The sequence below is a fragment of the Dermacoccus sp. BD5 genome, assembly GCF_044878485.1.
In the GTDB taxonomy this organism is placed as follows: Bacteria; Actinomycetota; Actinomycetes; order Actinomycetales; family Dermatophilaceae; genus Dermacoccus; species Dermacoccus nishinomiyaensis.
In genome coordinates this window covers 21,675-39,500 of sequence record NZ_JANJER010000020.1, presented here as the reverse complement: position 1 = coordinate 39,500, position 17,826 = coordinate 21,675, and the positions used below count along the sequence as shown (strand labels likewise).

The following is a 17,826-nucleotide window of genomic DNA, read 5'->3' as shown; positions in this document are numbered from 1 at the left end:
GGCGAAGAACAAGGGGTTGGTTCACTTTGGATGACCAAAATCGGCTCGGCGGTTCAGGTTGGATGAACGAAATCGTCATCGTGGTCCAGGTCGGGTGATTCTGGTTCACCTTCGATGACGATTGACACGACAGGCCGTGTGGGGGTGCTGGGGAAGGCCCCTCATCCGCTTACTTAACATAATGTCGATTATCGGATGACGAACGTGGCGCGGAAGAGGTCCCGATGACAGTGGGTCACACCGCGTCGTGCAATGTGACCCACTGCTGGACTCTCGTCGCCAGACTCCTGACGCTTACGTCCGCGCGCCCGAAGCGTCAGGACACGTCGTCGAGCGTCGACGTCGTGCCGTTGAACTCGAATGTGTCTTCGGCCCGCTTGCCCTCGATGGCTGCGTAGATCGGTGCGTCCGGTGAGATGCCCAGGTAGGTCGTGCCGCCCGAGGTGAACTCGTCCGTCGCCACGCCGACGACGAAGTGCTCGCCGCCGAAACTGATGACCGCGCCGGGCTTGACGACGTCACACGCCGTCGTCGTCAACGCCTTCGCCGTCTCGACGATGCGCTGCTGCGTCTTGTCGACCTCCTGGAGCATGTCGTGCATGTCGCCAGCGTCCTCCTGATGCGAGACGTCGTCGACGCGGTGCTCGTCCTGCTCGATCACCTCGCCGACCTGCTGGCGCAGGCCGACAGCCTTGTCGGCCTGGTCGAGGCGCTCGCTCAGGTGTGCGACGAGGTCCTCCAGGACCTGCGCCTTGTCGACACCGCTCACGGTGGTCTCCTCCTGGTGCAACTCCCCTGCGCCATAAATATAGCTAATGAATGTAAAGCGCGATCCTCAGACCGCAGCTGCTTCGACCTTCGGACGGTTCGCGTACCACTGGTACAGGCCCGCGATGAGCCCGCCACCGATGATGTTGCCGAGCGTCACCGGCAGCAAATTGTTGACGAAGACATGCGTCCAGGTGAGATCCGAGTACGCCGACATGTCGAGGCCCTTGAGGAACTTCGCTCCCCCGTGATCCTTGAAGATCATGGCGAGCGGCAGGAAGAACATGTTGGCGATCGAGTGCTCCAGACCCGTCGCGACGAACAGCGCGACCGGCCCGACGACGGCGAACGCCTTGTCGACGAGCGTCTTGCCGGCGAACGCCATCCACACCGCGAGGCAGACCGCGAGGTTCGCGAAGATGCCGAGGACGAACGCCTCACCCCACGAGTGATGCAGCTTGGCGGCCGCGCCGTCGAGGACGACCTTGCCCCACCCGTTCTTACCGTTCGTCTGCAGCCCACCGAAGTAGCACAGCGCCGCGACGAGCAGCGCGCCGACGAAGTTGAACACCCACACGATCACCCAGTGCAGCGCGAACTGGGGCCACGTGATGCGTCCAACGACCTTGGCGATGATCGTCATCGTCGAGGACGTGAACAGCTCCGCGCCCGTCACGATGACGAGCAGCAGGCCGACGGAGAACGCGACGCCGCCAATGGTGCGCGAGATGCCCCACGGCATCGTCGACGCGCCCGTTTGCGTCGTGATGTAGAAGACGAAACCGAGCGCGATCCATGCGCCGCCCAGCACGGCGAGCATGGCGATGCGCCACGGTTCGCGCACAGGCCGCTTGGCCATCGCGGCCTCGGCAGCCGTCGCGATCGCTTCAGGGGGGAGGATGGCGGTCGATGCGGCGGGTGGCGCCGCAGGGGCCGGGCTGACGGGCGCGGCGGGCGTCGACGAATCAGTGGGATGGCTCATGGCCACAGCGTACGAGATGGCCCGCCGCCGGGTGGCGCGACGCTCCGCACGGCCCGGGCACCTCACCTGCCACGTGCGACGGCGGGGGCGAATGCTTTCGAAAATCGCCGATGGCTACGCAGATCGCGAATGGGGACGTACATCGCACGTGGGGCGGGGCCGCTGGGCAGTAGTCGGAAGCTCTCTGAGGCCTTCGAACCGAGGCGTTCGGGCAGGGGTGAACGTCAGCCCTGCATGGCCTTGATGATGGCGACCTCGCGCGTCAGATCCGGTGCAGGAGCGCGTCGCTCGCGCGCGTCGTGGCAGGCCCGCCAGGCGTTGGCAAGCACCCGAATGATCGTCCATGCCCGGGCCGCTTCGGGCGCGACGCCCATCGGGTCGCACGCGTAGTCGACGCGAAAACGCAGATGATTCCTCAGGTTGTAGGCGTCAGCGGCCTCGTCCCACCGGTTCCACAACAACGGTGCAACCGCGAGCGCGAGGTTTCCCGCGACCGGTTTCGGGTCGGTCGCGACGAGCCCGCCAACAGCTCCGGCTCGCGTCACGCTCATGACGTTGTCGTCGTGCAGATCCGAGTGCACGAGCGTCGCGTCGACACCACGCTCTTGCGCGAGCGATCTCGCCAACGACACCCCCTGGGTGACGAACCGCCTCGGCATCGGCAGCTCCTCCCCCGTCAGCCGCTCGGCGATCCGGCCGCACCACGCAGACGCCGTGTCGAGCTGCGGCAACGCCGGCACGGCGAGACGCCGGTGGATCGCGCCGATCGTCTCCGCCGCGTCGAGCGACGACATCTCCACCAGCTGCGTCGCCGGCCGACACCGTTCGAGCAGCAGCGCCCATGACGACGGTTCGGCCGCGACGAGCTTGACCGCTCCGACACCGCGCCACGCGCGCAGCGCCAGGTGCTCGTGCCGTGCCTCGGCGTGCGGCCACGCGAGCTTGAGCGCGAGCCGCTCCGAACCCCGCCGCACCGGCACGACGAGCGCGCACTGACCGTGCATCGACGGCCCGTCCGGCGTCAGACGCCAGGTGCCCAGCAGCGTCTCGAGCATCTTCGGGACGCTGCGCAGCCACGCCTCACCGTCAGGCAGCCCGGCGCCGTCAGCTGCCCGACCGGCCATCAGCGCTCGCAGCGACTCGGGGATCAACGCGTCCGTCTCGACCATTGCCCGATCCTGTCATGCGCGTCGATTCCCCAACTCGGCGCGCAGGCGACATCTCGCTCGGCGCGCAGCCCCGCGTCGAGCGGCTACGGACGCAGGCCGGCAGGCACCACTGTCACGCGCGGTTCAGGTTCTGACGGTTGTTGAGGGCGATGCCCATGAGATGCCGATACAGCGCCGCGATGTCGAAGTTCTTGGGGAACTCGAACGTGTACTCGCCGTACTGCAGGGTGTGGGCCCTGAGGTAAGGCGTCACGACGTACGTGATCGTGATCTCCGAGTCGTCGACTCCTCCGCCGGCGGTCTCTGCGGTGACGTTCACGATCGCAGCCAGCTGGATCGACTTGACGCGAGTCTTCTTCCCCGTCGGACCCTGGTGATCAAGCGTGATGATGCGGAAGTTGGTCATGCAGAAGCCGTCGCGCAGCATCTTGTACGCCGACTGGATCTGCTCACCCTCGAGCAGCCAGGGGCTGTAGAGCTCATGTGCTTGCTGCGGGTCGATCTGCTGCATGTTGCCGGCGAGGCCTTGAAAGATTCCCATGCCGTGAATCTACGTGGCTGGAGGTACCTGCGGGCGCCCGGCGCCCTGCTCCTTGTTTCCGCGACTCCTGCTCCGAGGCCGGCCACGCGGGTGACCCAGGGGCTGTCCGGGCCGACCTGGGCTCTCCCTGCCACCACACTCGATGAGGGCGGCCGGGTGAGCATCGGAGCGTGCGTGTGCCAGCTCGGGCGGCTCCGGCATATCCTCTGGGGCATGGGTGAGTTCCGCGTCAGTCGCAGCCGTCACATCGCTGCGCCGCTCGAGCAGGTGCACGGGTGCGTCGACGACTTCCACGAATGGGTGCGCTGGTCGCCGTGGGAGAGGCCCGACCCGCAGCTGCGCCGCACCTATTCGGGGGCCGCACGTGGCGTCGACGCGCAGTACGAGTGGGCCGGCGACAAGAAGGCCGGGTCGGGACACATGGAGATCCTCGACTCGACGCCGCACGAGATCACCGTCGCACTCACGTTCACGGCGCCGTTCGAGTCGGAGAACACCTCCCACTTCGCCTTCTCCCCCGCCGCTGACGGAAGAACCGACGTCACCTGGACCATGACGGGCCGGCAGAGCGCGCCGCAGCGCGTCCTGTTCACCCTCATCCGCATGAACGCGAAGGTGGCGAAGGACTTCGACAAGGGCCTCGCCGCCCTCGACGCCGCCGCGACGGGCCGCGCGCCCGCGGGCGCCTGACGGTTCGCGAGCGCCGTCCGTGCCAGATTTTCATCCCCTTCCCCGCCGTCACGGCCTCAGTGCCGCATGGGTGCGCACGCCCGATCGTGACCGCACAAACCCCATGCCCTGGCCGACGATGCGGGCGTTCCTGCACGACAAGCTGCCCGACCACGTCGACGTCGACGGGATGCTCGAACGCGGCCGTTTCGTCGACGACCACGGCCGATCCTGGAACGGTGACGAACCGTACCGGCCGCACACGTTCGTCCACTTCCACCGCGAGCTGCGCGAGGAGCCGGAGGTGCCGTTCGAACTCACGGTGCTGCACGAGGACGAACGCATCGTCGTCGTCGACAAGCCGCACTTCCTCGCTTCCATCCCGCGCGGCAGGCACGTCACGCAGTCCGTCGTCGTCAAGGCACGCGCGATGCTCGACGAACCGACGCTCGTGCCCGTTCACCGCCTCGACCGGCTCACCGCCGGGGTGCTCCTGCTGACGCGCGAGCCACGCTGGCGCGCCGCATACCAGGGCATCTTCGAAGCGCGGCAGGTGACCAAGACGTACGAGGCCGTCGCGGCGTACGACCCGTCGCTCGAGCTGCCGCGTCGGGTCGAGTCGCACATCCGCAAGCAGCACGGCCTCGCGCAGGCGTTCGAGGTGCCGGGGGCGCCGGTCAACGCCATCACCGACATCGAACTCGGGCAGGTGCGCGGCGACGTCGCCACCTACCGACTCAGCCCCGCCACGGGCCGCACCCATCAGCTGCGCCTGCATCTCAACGGTCTCGGCATCCCGATCGTCGGCGATCCGCTCTATCCGCACGTGTGTCTCGACGACGACATCGACGACTTCACGCGTCCGCTGCAGTTGCTCGCGAAGACGCTCGCGTTCGTCGACCCCGTCGACGGCACCCCCCGCCACTTCACATCGGCGCGCACCCTCACCTGGCCCGACGGCACCGCGGCTCCGCCGACGGCGGGACCACGCTGACGTCCTGCCCAACCCGCGGACGTCACGTCGCCGGCGGCGAACGCAGCACTAGACAGATGAGGACGAATCACGCGGCGATGCGTCTGGGGGCGACTCACCGCGACTGACGCCGTCGTCCCCTCGCCGGGGCACGGCCCGAGGAGAGGAAGCCGTCATGGCCGCATCATCGGCGGGTTCGACCCCGTCTGCGAGCGCCGACGGGTCGTCGACGCCCGCGACGACGCCTGATCAGCCCACTCGCGGCGAGACGCCGCAGGACGCGGCGAATCGGGATGACACCAGCGGGCGCAAGACGTCGCGCGCGAAGTTCGGGCTCGCGTCAATCGTCCTGCTGACGATCAACGGCATCATCGGCTCGGGCATCTTTCTCTCCCCCGGCGCCGTCATGAAGGTCGCGGGCACGTGGACGCCGCTCGTCTACGTCGTCGCCGGTGTCTTCGCGGCCGTCCTCGCCGTGACGTTCGCCGCCGCGGCCCGTTGGACGAGCGAGAACGGCGCGGCGTTCGCGTACACGCGGGTCGCGTTCGGTGACGACGTCGGGTTCTACGTCGGCCTGACGCGCTTCGTCGGCGCCGCGATCGCGTGGGGCGTCATGGCGACGGCCGTCGTGACGACCGTGCTCACCGTCTTCGGCGGCCACGAGGCGGTGACGACGACGAACATCACGATCGGCTTCGTCCTACTCATGGTGGTGCTGCTCGCGATCAACCTGGCGGGCACAGGCATCACGAAGGTCGTCAACAACATCTCGACGATCGGTAAGGTCGCGGCGCTCGTCCTGACGATCGTCGCTGGCCTCGTCGTGCTGGCGATGACCGGCGACAACCACTTCTCCGATCTCACCCATCTCGAGGGCCCCGACGGCAGCCCTCTCGTGCCGAGCATGGACACGACCGCGTTCGTCGGCGCAATGCTCGCGGCGTTCTACGCGTTCACCGGGTTCGAGGGCGCCGGCAGCGCCGCGAGCGAGATGGAAGACCCGGCCCGCAACCTGCCGCGCGCCATCCCGATCGGTGTCGCGGTCGTCATCGTCGTGTACGTGGCCGTCGTGTCCGTGGCGATGATGATCAACCCGACGGGCGTGCTCGAGTCGAAGGACGCCGTCGTGCTCGCGAGCGCCTTCGACAACTCGATCGTGCGCGACCTCATCGTCCTCGGCGCCCTCGTCAGCATGTTCGGCATCAACGTCGCGGCGAGCTTCAACACGCCGCGTATCTTCGACGCGATGAGCCGCCGTCGGATGCTGTCCGCCGCGGCAAGTCGGACGTCGCAGCGCGGGGTGCCGGTCGTCGCGTTCGTCGTGACGGCGGTCCTCGCGATCGTCGTGCCGATGGCGTTCGGGTACTCGATGCGCGGCATCATGGTCATCAGTTCGGTGACGCGGTTCGTGCAGTTCGTCATGGTGCCGCTCGCGCTCATCCTGTGCTTCCTCGGGCGCACGCGGCACCGCCCGAACGATGTGAAGCGCAGCGTCGTCCTCGACGTCGTGTTCCCGATCCTGTCGATCGCCGCGTCGGTGTTCCTCATGGTCGAGTTCGACTGGCGTGGCGAGTTCAGCAATCCCGGCGGCGGGCTCAACCTGTGGGCGGTCGCGGCGATGATCGTCGGCTACGTCGTGTTGCCGGCGGCGTTGTACTTGCCGTGGAAGCTGGGCGTCTACGACGACACCCCGAAGCAGCTCCCCGAGGACCGCTGAGCTGACACATCGGCGATTCACGGACACATTCGCACCGCCCCACGAGGGCCAGGCCAGGAAGGACGCGCGATGAGCGCCCGCAAACCCGTCATCGGCATCATCACCAACGTCGAGTACGACCCGCACTACCTCTTCCCCGGCTACCGGCGCGTCGCCGTCAATGAGGACTATTCGCGCTCGATCACGCAGGCCGGCGGCATCCCGATCATGTTGCCGCCGTCGACGGATCACTCGACGCTGCCGCAACAGCTGGCCCTGCTCGACGGCTTGCTGCTCGCCGGCGGTTCCGACGTCGACCCGCTGCTGTACGGCCAGCCCGCGAAGCAGGAATGCCAGACGACGTCGCCGATCCGCGACGCGTACGAGATCGAGGCACTCCGGCTCGCGCGCGAGAACCGGCTGCCCGTGCTCGGCATCTGCCGCGGCATGCAGCTCATCAACGTGGCCCTCGGCGGGAGCCTGTTCCAGGATCTGCGCTACGCGGGCACCGACCAGCAGCACATGGCGATGGGCAACCCCGCCTCGCCGCTGCACCACATCAGCGTCGAGGAGCGCTCGTTCCTGCACGACGCGTGGGGCGTGACGAAGGCGGCCGTCAACTCCTTCCACCACCAGGCGCTCGACGCCATCGCCGACGCGCTGCGGGTCGTCGCGCGCGCCGACGACGGCCTCGTCGAGGCGGTGCAGCACGCGGACGACGCGTGGTGCCTCGCGGCCGTGCAGTGGCACCCGGAGATGATGAGCGGGGCCGACGTGCGTTCGCAGCAGGTGTTCACGTGGTTCGTCGACGCCGTCACCGCCGACGCTGAGCGTCGCGCCGCGGCCCGCTCCGCGCGCATCACCGCGAACCCCACCCACGACACCGCGCGGCCGCGTCATGACAGGCGCTTCACACCAGGCTGACGCCGACACCACCTGGCCGCACGGCCCGCTCACTCTCGTGCTGTTCGATCTCGACGGGACGTTGTCCGACTCGGCGCGCGGCATCACAGCATCGATGCGGCATGCGCTGGGCGTGCACGACGTCGCGGTGCCCGAGCAGCACGTGCTCGACTCGTTCGTCGGCCCGCCGTTCAAGGTCGCCCTCGAAGGCATCGGTATCCCGGCCGAGCAGGTACCGGGCATCGTCGGCACCTACCGCGAGGATTACAACGCCGGGCGCCTGTTCGACAACGACCTCTACCCCGGCATGGCCGACCTGCTCGCCGAGCTGCACGCTGCCGGCGTCAGCGTCGCCGTCGCGACGTCGAAACCGCAGCCGACGGCGCGCCGCATCGTCGCCCACTTCGGCCTCGAGCCATACCTGACCGGGGGTCTCGACGGCGTCTTCGGGGCCGACATCACGCGCCCGGACGACGCGAAGGCGGACGTCATCGTCCGGGCGCTGGCCGCGCTCGGTCGCGACGCCGGGCCGGACGTCGTCATGGTCGGCGACCGCCTCCACGACGTCGAGGGCGCCGCGCGTCACGGCATCGCGACGATCGGGGTGAGCTGGGGCTACGCCGCGGACGACGAGCTCGCGCGCGCGGGAGCCGTGGCCGTCGTCGACACCGCCGAGCAGCTCGCGGCACTGCTGCTGCCCCGGGCACAGGACGAGACGGCGGACGTCCACTAGGATCACGCCCCATGAAGACCAACATCGCCAGGCAGCTCGTCGCGCAGGGTCGCCGCTACGTGCAGCAGAACCCGAGAAGGTGCGCGCCATGACCGACAAGGCCGGCGAGTTCGTCGACCAGCGCACGGGCCGCAAGTTCTCGGCGCAGATCACGAAGGCGCGCGCCTCGGCTGGGCGCTACCTCGACAAGCAGCGCCTCGATCGGCGGCGCTGACCTCTCAGTGGCTCGCATCACCGAAAATCGCGTCGTCGATGTGACACGCTTCACCCGTGATCGAAGCCCTCACCCCGCCCCCTGACGCCGTTCGGACGAGGCGCCAGCGCAGCTGGTACTTCTACGACTGGGCCAACTCGGCGTACGTGACGACGACGTCGACGGTGCTGTTCTCCCCGTATCTCACGGCGGTCGCGAAGTCGGCGGCCTGCCCGGGGCAGGATACGGACCTGGCGTGCCACACCGACCTGCACGTGCTCGGTCTGCCGATCTCGCCCGGCTCGCTCGCGCCGTACACGGTGACGGTCTCGACGATCATCAGCGCGATCCTGCTCATCTTCGTCGGCGCGATCGCCGACCGCATCTCGCGCCCGGCGCACCTGCTGGGCGTGTTCGCGTTCGTCGGTGCCCTCGCGGCGAGTTCGATGTTCTTCGTCGCAGGCAGCAACTGGCAGCTCGGTGTTGTCGTGCTCATCCTCGCGAACCAGTGTCTGGGTGCCTCCCTCGTCGTCTACGACGGGCTGCTCGTTCAGATCTCGAGCGACGACGAGCGTGACCGCGTCAGTTCACGGGGGTGGGCGCTCGGCTATCTGGGCGGCGGGTTGCTGCTGGCGGTCAACCTCGTCGTCATGACGATGCACGACTCGTTGGGGTTGTCGACGGGCGAGGCCGTGCGCGTCAATCTGCTGAGTGCCGGCGTGTGGTGGGGCGTGTTCACGATCATCCCGGTCCTCGGCCTACGGGACGTGCGTCGCGTCGGCCCGGCCGTGACCGGCTCGCTGACGGCGGCGGTGAGCGGCAGCGTCCGTCAGCTTCGCTCGACGTTCGCGGAGTTGCGGCACTTCCCCGACACGATGACGTTCCTGCTCGCTTACCTGTTCTTCAACGACGGCATCCAGACGGTCATCGTCTCGGCGAGCCTGTACGGCAAGGAGGAGCTGGGCTTCGGCGACAGCCAGCTCATCGTGACGATCCTGCTCGTGCAGTTCGTCGCGTTCCTCGGCGCGCTGCTGTTCGGTCGGCTCGCGCGGACGATGGGCGCCAAGCGGGCCGTGTTGCTCTCCCTCGGCTTGTGGACGCTCGTCGTGTTCGCAGCGTTCTTCCTGCCGTCGGGGCAGTTCGGGTTGTGGCTCGTGCTGGGCGTCGGCATCGGCATCGTGCTCGGCGGGTCGCAGGCACTCAGCCGGTCGTTGTACTCGCGGCTCGTGCCGACGGGCCGGGAGTCGGAGTACTTCAGCCTCTATCAGGCGATGGAGCGAGGGACGAGCTGGTTCGGCACCCTCACGTTCGGTCTCGTGCACCAGCTGACTGGCTCCTACCGCCTGTCGATCCTCGCGCTCGTCGTCTTCTTCGCGCTCGGCGCGGTGCTGCTGCGCCGCGTCGACGTCGAGCGAGGCAGCGCCCGGGCACGCGCCGCCGGCTGACGAGGCCGGCTGACGCCCCGGGCTCGAGACCGGCGGCAGGATGCGCGCCGGCCGCTCCCCCGAACGCGATTCGTGACGCGTCCCGTCCGCGCCGTAGACTGGTGTGTCAGCGCGTCGGCGTGCGTGCGGAACAAACGGCCCCCGGCCGGCGTTGTTCCGTCAGGATCGCGCGGGCTGCAGGCTCAGCGCATCACGAACCACCACGAACCCCGTGTGACGTAGGGAGACACCATGGCAGAACGTTCACTGCGAGGCACCAACCTCAGCACGCTCTCGCTCGAAACCGACGAGGGCATCGCGTTCAGCGAGCGACAGATGGTCAGCTACAAGTGCGCTCAGGGCCACGTCATCGAGCTGCCGTTCTCCGTCGAGGCCGATGTGCCCGCGCTGTGGGAGTGCCGTTGCGGCCTCGAGGCGCTGCTCGTCGACGGCCCCGAGCCCGACCGCAAGCCCACGAAGCCGGCGCGTACCCACTGGGACATGCTGCTCGAGCGCCGTTCCGTCGAAGAGCTCGAGGAGCTGCTCGACGAGCGCCTCACGCTGCTGCGCGAGTCGCGCGGCGAAAAGCCGAAGCGAAAGCGTGCTGCCGCGTCCAAGTGACGCTCACGTCGTGACGAACAAGGCCGCCCCCGGTTCGGGGGGCGGCCTTCGTGTGTGCTCGCTCGTCTTGTTCAGGGCCTTGGGTATCAGCCTGTGACGGCGGAGGACACTGCGGCCGAGCCGTCTCACGAACTCAGTCGATGATCTCGCCCTCGACGACGTCGGACGCACCCCGTCGTGGAGAGTTCCAGGCAGCGTCGCGCCCGGCCTGCGTGGCGAACGCGTCGGCGGTGGGGTATGGCCCGGGCGCGGGTGACGGACCGGCCGCCGAAGCGCCGCCCGCATCGGCGGCGCGCACGCGGGTGAAGCGCACTCGGCCGGGCGCCGCGTTCGCGGCACCAAAGGCGGCCGCACCAAGGGGAGATGCACCGAACAGCTTGTGTGCGACGGCACCTTCGAGCAGTCGGCGCGTCAGCGGGCGCGTGAAGGGCAGCAGGACGAACAGGCCGAGTGCGTCCGTGAGGAAGCCCGGGGCGAGCAGCAGCGTGCCGCCGATGAGGACGAGCGCCGCGTCGGACAGCTCGCGCGCAGGCATACGACCAGAGCCGAACGCCTGACGGAGGGAGCCGAACGCGCGCGAGAACTCGCGCTTGACGATCCACGCGCCGAGCGCCGACCAGAACAGGAGCAGCAGGAAGGTGCTGAGGCCACCGATCTGCTGCCCGACCTTGAGGATGATGAAGACCTCGACGACGGGGACGACGAGCAACGCCAGCATGAGCCAGCGCGCGAAGCCGCGGCGGCGAGGTCGAGTCGTGGTGTTCACATCTGGTTCAACGCGCGGGCACGCTCGAAGAGTTCCGATTCGTCGACGAATCGTGAAGCGATCGCCGGTCGTGGAACCCCGGTGGGCACCAGCGAGAGCGGGCTCAGGCGTCGCCGCGACCGTTCTTGCGGCGACGGCGCGGCAGGCGGGCATGACGCAGCGCGAACGCGAGCGCGACGACGCTGACGACGGAGGCGGCGATCTCGGGCCAGCGTCCGAGCCGCTGGGCGGGCGTCGCGTCCGAACGCAGGGGCAGCTGCCCGGTCAGCACCTTCTGCGTGAACAGTTCGCTGCGCTCGTGCAGCTGCCCGTCGGGGGTGATGAGGGCGCTGACGCCGACCGTCGAGACGTGGATGATCGAGCGGCCGTATTCGAGCGCGCGTAGGCGCGAGATCGCGAGTTGCTGCGTCGACTCGGCGGTGTGGCCGAACGTCGCGTTGTTCGTCTGGACGGCGAAGATCTGTGCGCCCTGGTTCGCCGGTTTGCGCAGCAGATCGTCGTAGGCGACCTCGAAGCAGATGATCGGGGCGAGCTTCACGTCGCCCTTCGCGTTCGGCAGCGTGAACAACCCGACCTTGGGCCCGGAGGCGAAGTCGGCCTTGACGAGGTCGACCTGCGAGGAGAACGTGCGGAAGAACGAGCGGTACGGGATGTATTCGCCGAACGGCACCGGGTGCTGCTTGACGTAGGTGTCGCTCAGGCCCTTGCCGGGCAGGTAGAGCATCGACGCGTTGGACACCTCGGGGCGTGGTTCGTTCAGCACCGCACCGACGATGAGCGGCGTGTTGACGGCGGCGAGGGCTGAGGCGATCTTGGCGCCCGCGTCGGGGTTGCGCTTGGGGTCGATGTCGGAGGCGTTCTCGGGCCAGACGACGACATCGGGGCGCGGCGTCGCTCCGGCATCGATCTGCTTGGCGAGGTCGAGCGTCGCGTGGACGTGGTTGTCGAGCACGGCGCGGCGCTGCGCGTTGAACTCGAGCCCCTCGGTGGGCACGTTGCCCTGCACGCCGACGACGCGCAGCATCCGCCCGCTCGTGCCGGGCGTGATGAGTGAGCCGACGATCAGTGCGAGGACGGCCGTCGACGCGGCCGCAGCGGGCACGGCGATCGGGAGACGAGCCGTGATGCCGCGGGCGTCGTCGGGCCGTGCGTCACCAACAGGCGTGGCCCCGGAGCCCGTGGCGTTCGCTGAGGTGTGGGCGTCGTCCGAAACCGAAGCCGAATCCGAGGCAGACGTTCGGCTCGCACTCCCCCGCCGCTCCGCCGTGAAGAGTCGCGGCGCGGCCAGGGCCACGCACGATGCGAGCGCCGCGCCGGCGAGCGCGAGCACGAACGTCAGGCCGGGTGCGCTGACCCACGCGATGAGCGGTGCCCACGGTGCGTCGGCCTGGGAGAACGACAGGCGTGCCCAGGGGAATCCGCCGAACGGCGTCGTCGAGCGCAGCCATTCCTGCATCACCCACAGGCAGGCGACGACGAACGGCGCGATGCGGCGACGTTGCACGAGCGCAACCGCTGCGCCGAGCGCGGCCATGTAGAGCGATTCGAGGACGGCGAGCGCTGTCCACGGGAACGCGCCGACGTAGACGCCCGACCACGACAGCGTCGGCAGGAAGAACGCCATGCCGAAGACGAAACCGAGCAGCGCGCCGGTGCGCGCCCGCACGCGCCAGAGGCACAGCGTGATGAGGGCGACGGCTATTGGCGGCGTCCACCACAGACCGTGGTCGGGAAACGCGAGCCACAGGAGCAACCCGGCGCCGATGGCGCCGAATGCGCGAAGGAGAGCTTTCGTGGGCACCGGCCAAGCGTAGGCCTCTCAGGCGAGAGGCGGCGGACGGGCTCACGCCGTTGGGGCCATCGCGGGGTGAACCGCGAAGTTTTCTACTAGGCGTGAGGCCCGTCCGCAATGACGCGCGCTACGGGCGCGTTCGAGCCAACATAGCCGCCCCACAGCCCAGGAGCAACGCAGGTGAGCGCACTGGCGCCCGGCCGACGGGGCGCCGAACAGTGGCCGAGGTGCGTCATGCCTTGTGTGCGCAGGCGTGTCACGCACCTTGAATCCGTCGGGCATGAGGTAGCAGGATGAACGCGATGTCTCGCACGATGAACACACCACCCGCCACGCCCGCGACCCGCGCCCTCGACCGGCTCGGTATCGCCTACGAGGCGCTCCCCTACGCCCACGATCCCGACGTCACGAGCTACGGCGCCGAGGCGGCATCCGCGCTGGGGCTCGACCCTGCGTCGGTCTACAAGACGCTCGTCGTGAAGCTCGACACCGGCCGCTTCGCGATGGCCTGCGTCCCCGTCTCGACGATGGCGGACCTCAAGGCGGTTGCCGCCGCGTGCGGCGCGAAGAAAGCTGTGCTGGCCGCGGAGGCCGACGTCCGGCGTCTCACCGGCTACGTCCTCGGCGGCGTCAGCCCGCTCGGAACGCGCTCACGCCTCGACGTCGTCATCGACGCGCAGGCGCACGAACATCCGCGGGTCTGCGTCTCCGGCGGCCGTCGCGGCTTCGACATCCGGCTCTCCCCCGACGACCTCGTCCGTGCCTGCGGCGCCCGCGTGGCCGACATCGCGCGCGCTGACGAGCACTGACGCTCGACGCCGCACCGTGACAGGATGGCGCCCATGACGCCGCGCCGACTCATGTTGCTCGACTCTGCCAGCCTCTACTTCCGCGCTTTCTACGGCGTGCCCGAGCGCACCGCCGCCGACGGCACGCCCAACAACGCGCTGCGCGGCTTCGCCGACATGATCGCGACGCTGCTCACGACGTACGAGCCGACCGACATCGTCGCCTGCTGGGACAACGATTGGCGCCCCGCGTTCCGCGTCGAAGCGATCCCGAGCTACAAGGCGCACCGCGTGCAAGAGGGCTCCGACGTCGCCGAGGAGAGCCCCGAGAACCTCACCCCGCAGGTGCCGCTCATCCGCGAACTGCTCGAACTCGTCGGCATCACCCGCCTCGGCGTCGACGGGTACGAGGCCGACGACGTCATCGGCACCCTGACGCACCGATTCCGCGCCGCCGGCCCCGTCGACGTCGTCACCGGTGACCGTGACCTGTTCCAACTCGTCGACGACGCGATGGGCGTGCGCGTCATCTACACGGCCAAGGGTGGCGTGCGGGCCCCCGACCTCGTCGACGAGAGCTTCCTCATGGCGAGGTACGGCGTCGCGACGGGCCGCGCCTACGCCGACATGGCCGTCATGCGCGGCGACACGAGTGACGGGCTGCCCGGTGTCGCCGGCATCGGTGAGAAGACGGCGGCGGCCCTCATCGCCGAGTTCGGCTCCCTCGCGGCCATCCGTGAAGCCGTCGCCTCCGGCGACCCGCGGATCAAGGGCGCACGCCGCACGCGTCTCGAGGCAGCCTCCGATTACCTCGACGTCGCACCGCGCGTCGTCGACGTCGCTCTCGACGTCCGTGTGCCCCACGACCTCGTCACGACGCGCCCGCAGGGCGTCGCCGACGGCGCCGGATTCGCTGACTTCGCAGCGCGCTGGGACATGGGCGGCTCCGCTGAACGCCTTTCCGCAGCCCTCGCCCGCTGACGTTCAGTCGATCCGGTCAGCCGCGACGACGCCGCGCTGCACGCCCTTGATCGCCTTGCGCGCTGCCCTGCGGATGCCGTCGTCATCGGTGGCGGCGGCGATCTGGTCGAGCACGTCGACGAGCTGACGGCAGCGTCGTACGAAGTCGCCGGCGGTGAGGTCCTCGTCGCGTAGCACCGTCTCGAGGCCCTGGCCGCTCGCCCAGCGGTGCGCGGCCCAGGCCAGGCCCGCGTCGGGTGCCGCCATCTCGGGCAGTCGGTGCATGACGAGCGCGTCGTCGATGACCGACCACAGCTCGTGCGTGCGCTCCAGCGCGTCGGCGACATCACGGTTCGGCATGCGCGGGGTCTCACCGACCACGTCACGCCGCGACTCGTGGACGAGCGCCGAGACGGCCGCCGCGAGCGACGGTGCGTCAAGGCCCTTCCACGCACCCGAGCGCAGGCACTCGGCGGTGAGCAGATCCTTGTCCGAGTACAGGCGCATGAGCATCGCGCCGTCGTTGGTCAGCTTCACTCCACCGGCAGCCGACGGATCGGCCGCGAGGTAGTCGAACTCGAGCAGCAGGTCGCAGATGCGGTCGAACTGCTTCGCGACGGTGTTCGTCCGGTTCTCGACCTTCGTGACGAGCGCGTCGGTCTCGCGGCGCAGCGTCCACCAGCGTTGCGCCCAGCGCGCGTGCTCCTCGCGGTACTCGCACGCGTGGCACGGATGGGCCGCGAGCCGGCGTCGCAACTCCTCGATCTCCGCGGTGACGGCCTTGTCCGGTTCGATCTCGGTGCGTCGCAACGGCTTCGGCGGATCGTGCGGCACCTTGGCGCGCAGCGTCGCCGCGAGGTCGCGGCGCGACTTCGACGAGCGTGCGGTGAACGTCTTCGGGATGGCGAGGTGCGTCAGCACCTCGAGCGGCGCGTGGATGTCGCTGGAACGGATCTGGCGCAGCTGTGCGTCCTCGGTGACGACGGACGGGCTCGGGCCCTCGCGCTTGCCGCCGCGGTTGGTGCGCACCACGATGGCGAGCCCCTCACGTCGCCCGGACGGCACGCGCACGACGTCGCCGGGGCTGAGGTCGGCGAGCGAGCGGTCCGCGGCGGCGCGCAGGGCGGCGGCGCGTCGCTTCTGCGCGTTCTTCTCGAGGTCGCTGATGCGACGGCGGATGCCCGCGTACTCCGCGAAATCGCCGAGGTGGCACTGCATCGCCTCTGCGTAGCCCTCGAGGCCCTCATTGTTCTTGGCGATCTGACGCGACAACCCGACGACGCTGCGGTCGGCCTGGAACTGCGCGAACGACGACTCGAGCACCTCGCGCGCCCGCTCCCGTCCGACGGTGTGGACGAGGTTGACGGCCATGTTGAACGTCGGGCGGAAGCTCGAGCGCAGCGGGTAGGTGCGGCGCGATGCGAGGCCCGCGACTGCCTCCGGCTCCACGCCGCGGTTGTACAGGACGATCGCGTGGCCCTCGACGTCGATGCCGCGCCGGCCCGCGCGGCCCGTCAGCTGCGTGAACTCCGCGGGCGTGACGTCGACGTGCGCTTCACCGTTGTACTTGACGAGCCGTTCGAGCACGACGCTGCGCGCCGGCATGTTGATACCGAGGGCGAGGGTCTCCGTCGCGAACACGGCCTTGATCTGGCCGGTGACGAACAGTTCCTCGACGATCTCGCGGAACGTCGGCAGCATCCCCGCGTGGTGCGCGGCGAAGCCGCGCGCGAGGCCCTCGACGAAGTCGTGGTAACCGATGACGGCAAGATCCTCGACAGGGATGTGCGCGACGCGCTCGGCGACGTAGGCGCGGATCGTCGCGCTCTCGTCGTCGGTGACCAACTGCATGCCGTACCCGAGCAGCTGCGCGACGGCGCCCTCGCACCCGGCGCGGCTGAAGATGAACGTGATGGCCGGCAGCAGCCCCGCGCGATCGAGTGCGGCGATGACCTCGGCGCGCGGCGCCGGACGGAACGTCTCCCCCTGCGGCTGACGCGGCGCGGGACGGCGGCCGCGCCCACGTCGACCGGACGGGGCGCCGGCGTCGAAGCGGTGACCGCCGCGCGCGGGCGCCGTCAGGCTCGCGATGCGCGAGAGCAGGTCGGGGTTGACGACGCGATCGCCGCGTTCGTCCTCGCCCAGCAGGTCGTACAGGCGCGCGCCGACCATCATGTGCTGGTACAGCGGCACCGGGCGGTGCTCGGTGATGACGACGTCGGTGTCGCCGCGCACCTGCTGCATCCAGTCGCCGAACTCCTCGGCATTGCTCACCGTTGCCGACAGCGCGATGACCTGCACCGACTCGGGCAGGTGGATCATCACCTCTTCCCACACGGCGCCGCGGAAGCGGTCGGCGAGGTAATGGACCTCGTCCATGACGACGAAGCCGAGGCCGCCCAGCGTCGAACTGCCCGCGTAGAGCATGTTGCGCAGCACCTCGGTCGTCATGACCACGACCGGCGCCTCACTGTTGTGCGAGGTATCACCGGTCAGCAGCCCGACGTTCTCCGTTCCGAGCATCTCGACGAGGTCGGCGTACTTCTGGTTCGACAGCGCCTTGATCGGCGTCGTGTAGAACGCCTTGCGCCCGGTGTGCACCGCGAGATAGCAGGCGAACTCGCCGACGACGGACTTGCCCGCACCCGTCGGCGCTGCGACGAGGACGCTGCGTCCGTCCTGCACGGTCCGCGCCGCCTCCGACTGGAAGTCGTCGAGCGGGTACGGCAACGTCTCGACGAAGTGGCCGAGGTGACTCGAGTCGAACTTTCGCCGACGAGCGGCCTGGGCGAACTTCTCGGCGGGCGACGACATGCCCCCAGGCTATGACAACGGCGGGCTCCCGCTC

17 protein-coding genes are annotated in these 17,826 nt (G+C 69.2%); 10 read left to right on the top strand and 7 right to left on the bottom strand.

What is annotated here, in order from left to right:
* Positions 1 to 316 precede the first annotated feature (316 nt).
* From NQ706_RS12430 to NQ706_RS12415, 4 genes are all read right to left on the bottom strand, one after another.
* The gene (locus NQ706_RS12430) at positions 317 to 769 is read right to left on the bottom strand and encodes a hypothetical protein (RefSeq protein WP_051805866.1); all 453 of its coding nucleotides are present in this window, start codon (positions 767 to 769) and stop codon (positions 317 to 319) included.
* 66 nt (positions 770 to 835) lie between these two features.
* Positions 836 to 1,750 carry a formate transporter FocA gene (locus NQ706_RS12425; protein ID WP_235181915.1) on the bottom strand — a complete coding sequence of 305 codons (915 nt, stop codon included), beginning with the start codon at positions 1,748 to 1,750 and terminating at the stop codon, positions 836 to 838.
* Between the two features lie 224 nt (positions 1,751 to 1,974).
* Entirely contained in the window at positions 1,975 to 2,919 is a 945-nt protein-coding gene (locus NQ706_RS12420; protein WP_038568082.1) for an aminoglycoside phosphotransferase family protein, read from the bottom strand.
* Positions 2,920 to 3,031: 112 nt separating this feature from the next.
* Complete coding sequence (locus tag NQ706_RS12415; RefSeq protein WP_038568085.1) at positions 3,032 to 3,460, bottom strand: PH domain-containing protein; 429 nt, start codon at positions 3,458 to 3,460, stop codon at positions 3,032 to 3,034.
* Between the two features lie 213 nt (positions 3,461 to 3,673).
* Here NQ706_RS12415 and NQ706_RS12410 point away from each other — a divergent pair, with 213 nt between their 5' ends.
* The 8 genes from NQ706_RS12410 to NQ706_RS12375 all read left to right on the top strand — a co-directional run bounded on the left by NQ706_RS12410 (position 3,674) and on the right by NQ706_RS12375 (position 10,672).
* Positions 3,674 to 4,150: an SRPBCC family protein gene (locus tag NQ706_RS12410; RefSeq protein WP_038570870.1), complete on the top strand. Its 477-nt coding sequence runs from the start codon at positions 3,674 to 3,676 to the stop codon at positions 4,148 to 4,150.
* Between the two features lie 103 nt (positions 4,151 to 4,253).
* On the top strand, positions 4,254 to 5,123 hold the full coding sequence (locus NQ706_RS12405) for a pseudouridine synthase (protein ID WP_404361009.1): 870 nt from the start codon (positions 4,254 to 4,256) through the stop codon (positions 5,121 to 5,123).
* Between the two features lie 154 nt (positions 5,124 to 5,277).
* The gene (locus NQ706_RS12400; protein WP_051805876.1) at positions 5,278 to 6,819 is read left to right on the top strand and encodes an APC family permease; all 1,542 of its coding nucleotides are present in this window, start codon (positions 5,278 to 5,280) and stop codon (positions 6,817 to 6,819) included.
* A gap of 69 nt (positions 6,820 to 6,888) precedes the next feature.
* Positions 6,889 to 7,722 (top strand): gamma-glutamyl-gamma-aminobutyrate hydrolase family protein, encoded by an 834-nt coding sequence (locus NQ706_RS12395; RefSeq protein WP_038568093.1) that lies wholly within the window; start codon positions 6,889 to 6,891, stop codon positions 7,720 to 7,722.
* The gene (locus NQ706_RS12390) at positions 7,697 to 8,434 is read left to right on the top strand and encodes an HAD hydrolase-like protein (RefSeq protein WP_051805878.1); all 738 of its coding nucleotides are present in this window, start codon (positions 7,697 to 7,699) and stop codon (positions 8,432 to 8,434) included. The genes NQ706_RS12395 and NQ706_RS12390 overlap by 26 nt, the downstream gene beginning before the upstream one ends.
* 79 nt (positions 8,435 to 8,513) lie before the next feature.
* Positions 8,514 to 8,648 carry an antitoxin gene (locus NQ706_RS12385; protein WP_268746206.1) on the top strand — a complete coding sequence of 45 codons (135 nt, stop codon included), beginning with the start codon at positions 8,514 to 8,516 and terminating at the stop codon, positions 8,646 to 8,648.
* 56 nt (positions 8,649 to 8,704) lie between these two features.
* Entirely contained in the window at positions 8,705 to 10,072 is a 1,368-nt protein-coding gene (locus NQ706_RS12380) for an MFS transporter (RefSeq protein WP_038568097.1), read from the top strand.
* Positions 10,073 to 10,303: 231 nt separating this feature from the next.
* The gene (locus tag NQ706_RS12375) at positions 10,304 to 10,672 is read left to right on the top strand and encodes an RNA polymerase-binding protein RbpA (protein ID WP_006947299.1); all 369 of its coding nucleotides are present in this window, start codon (positions 10,304 to 10,306) and stop codon (positions 10,670 to 10,672) included.
* Positions 10,673 to 10,805: 133 nt separating this feature from the next.
* On the opposite strand, the gene NQ706_RS12370 is transcribed toward NQ706_RS12375, so the two are convergent.
* Positions 10,806 to 11,438, bottom strand: a complete 633-nt coding sequence (locus NQ706_RS12370; RefSeq protein WP_006947225.1) for an FxsA family protein — start codon at positions 11,436 to 11,438, stop codon at positions 10,806 to 10,808.
* A 103-nt stretch (positions 11,439 to 11,541) separates the two neighbouring features.
* Positions 11,542 to 13,239 carry an apolipoprotein N-acyltransferase gene (gene lnt, locus NQ706_RS12365; protein ID WP_038568100.1) on the bottom strand — a complete coding sequence of 566 codons (1,698 nt, stop codon included), beginning with the start codon at positions 13,237 to 13,239 and terminating at the stop codon, positions 11,542 to 11,544.
* Positions 13,240 to 13,544: 305 nt separating this feature from the next.
* Here lnt and ybaK point away from each other — a divergent pair, with 305 nt between their 5' ends.
* Both ybaK and NQ706_RS12355 read left to right on the top strand, forming a co-directional pair.
* Positions 13,545 to 14,039: a Cys-tRNA(Pro) deacylase gene (gene ybaK / locus NQ706_RS12360; RefSeq protein ID WP_241724545.1), complete on the top strand. Its 495-nt coding sequence runs from the start codon at positions 13,545 to 13,547 to the stop codon at positions 14,037 to 14,039.
* A gap of 33 nt (positions 14,040 to 14,072) precedes the next feature.
* Positions 14,073 to 14,999 (top strand): 5'-3' exonuclease, encoded by a 927-nt coding sequence (locus NQ706_RS12355; protein ID WP_038568102.1) that lies wholly within the window; start codon positions 14,073 to 14,075, stop codon positions 14,997 to 14,999.
* A 3-nt stretch (positions 15,000 to 15,002) separates the two neighbouring features.
* Here the strand turns inward: NQ706_RS12355 and NQ706_RS12350 are convergent, their stop codons facing one another.
* Positions 15,003 to 17,792 (bottom strand): RNA helicase, encoded by a 2,790-nt coding sequence (locus NQ706_RS12350; RefSeq protein WP_038568105.1) that lies wholly within the window; start codon positions 17,790 to 17,792, stop codon positions 15,003 to 15,005.
* Between the last annotated feature and the right edge of the window lie 34 nt (positions 17,793 to 17,826).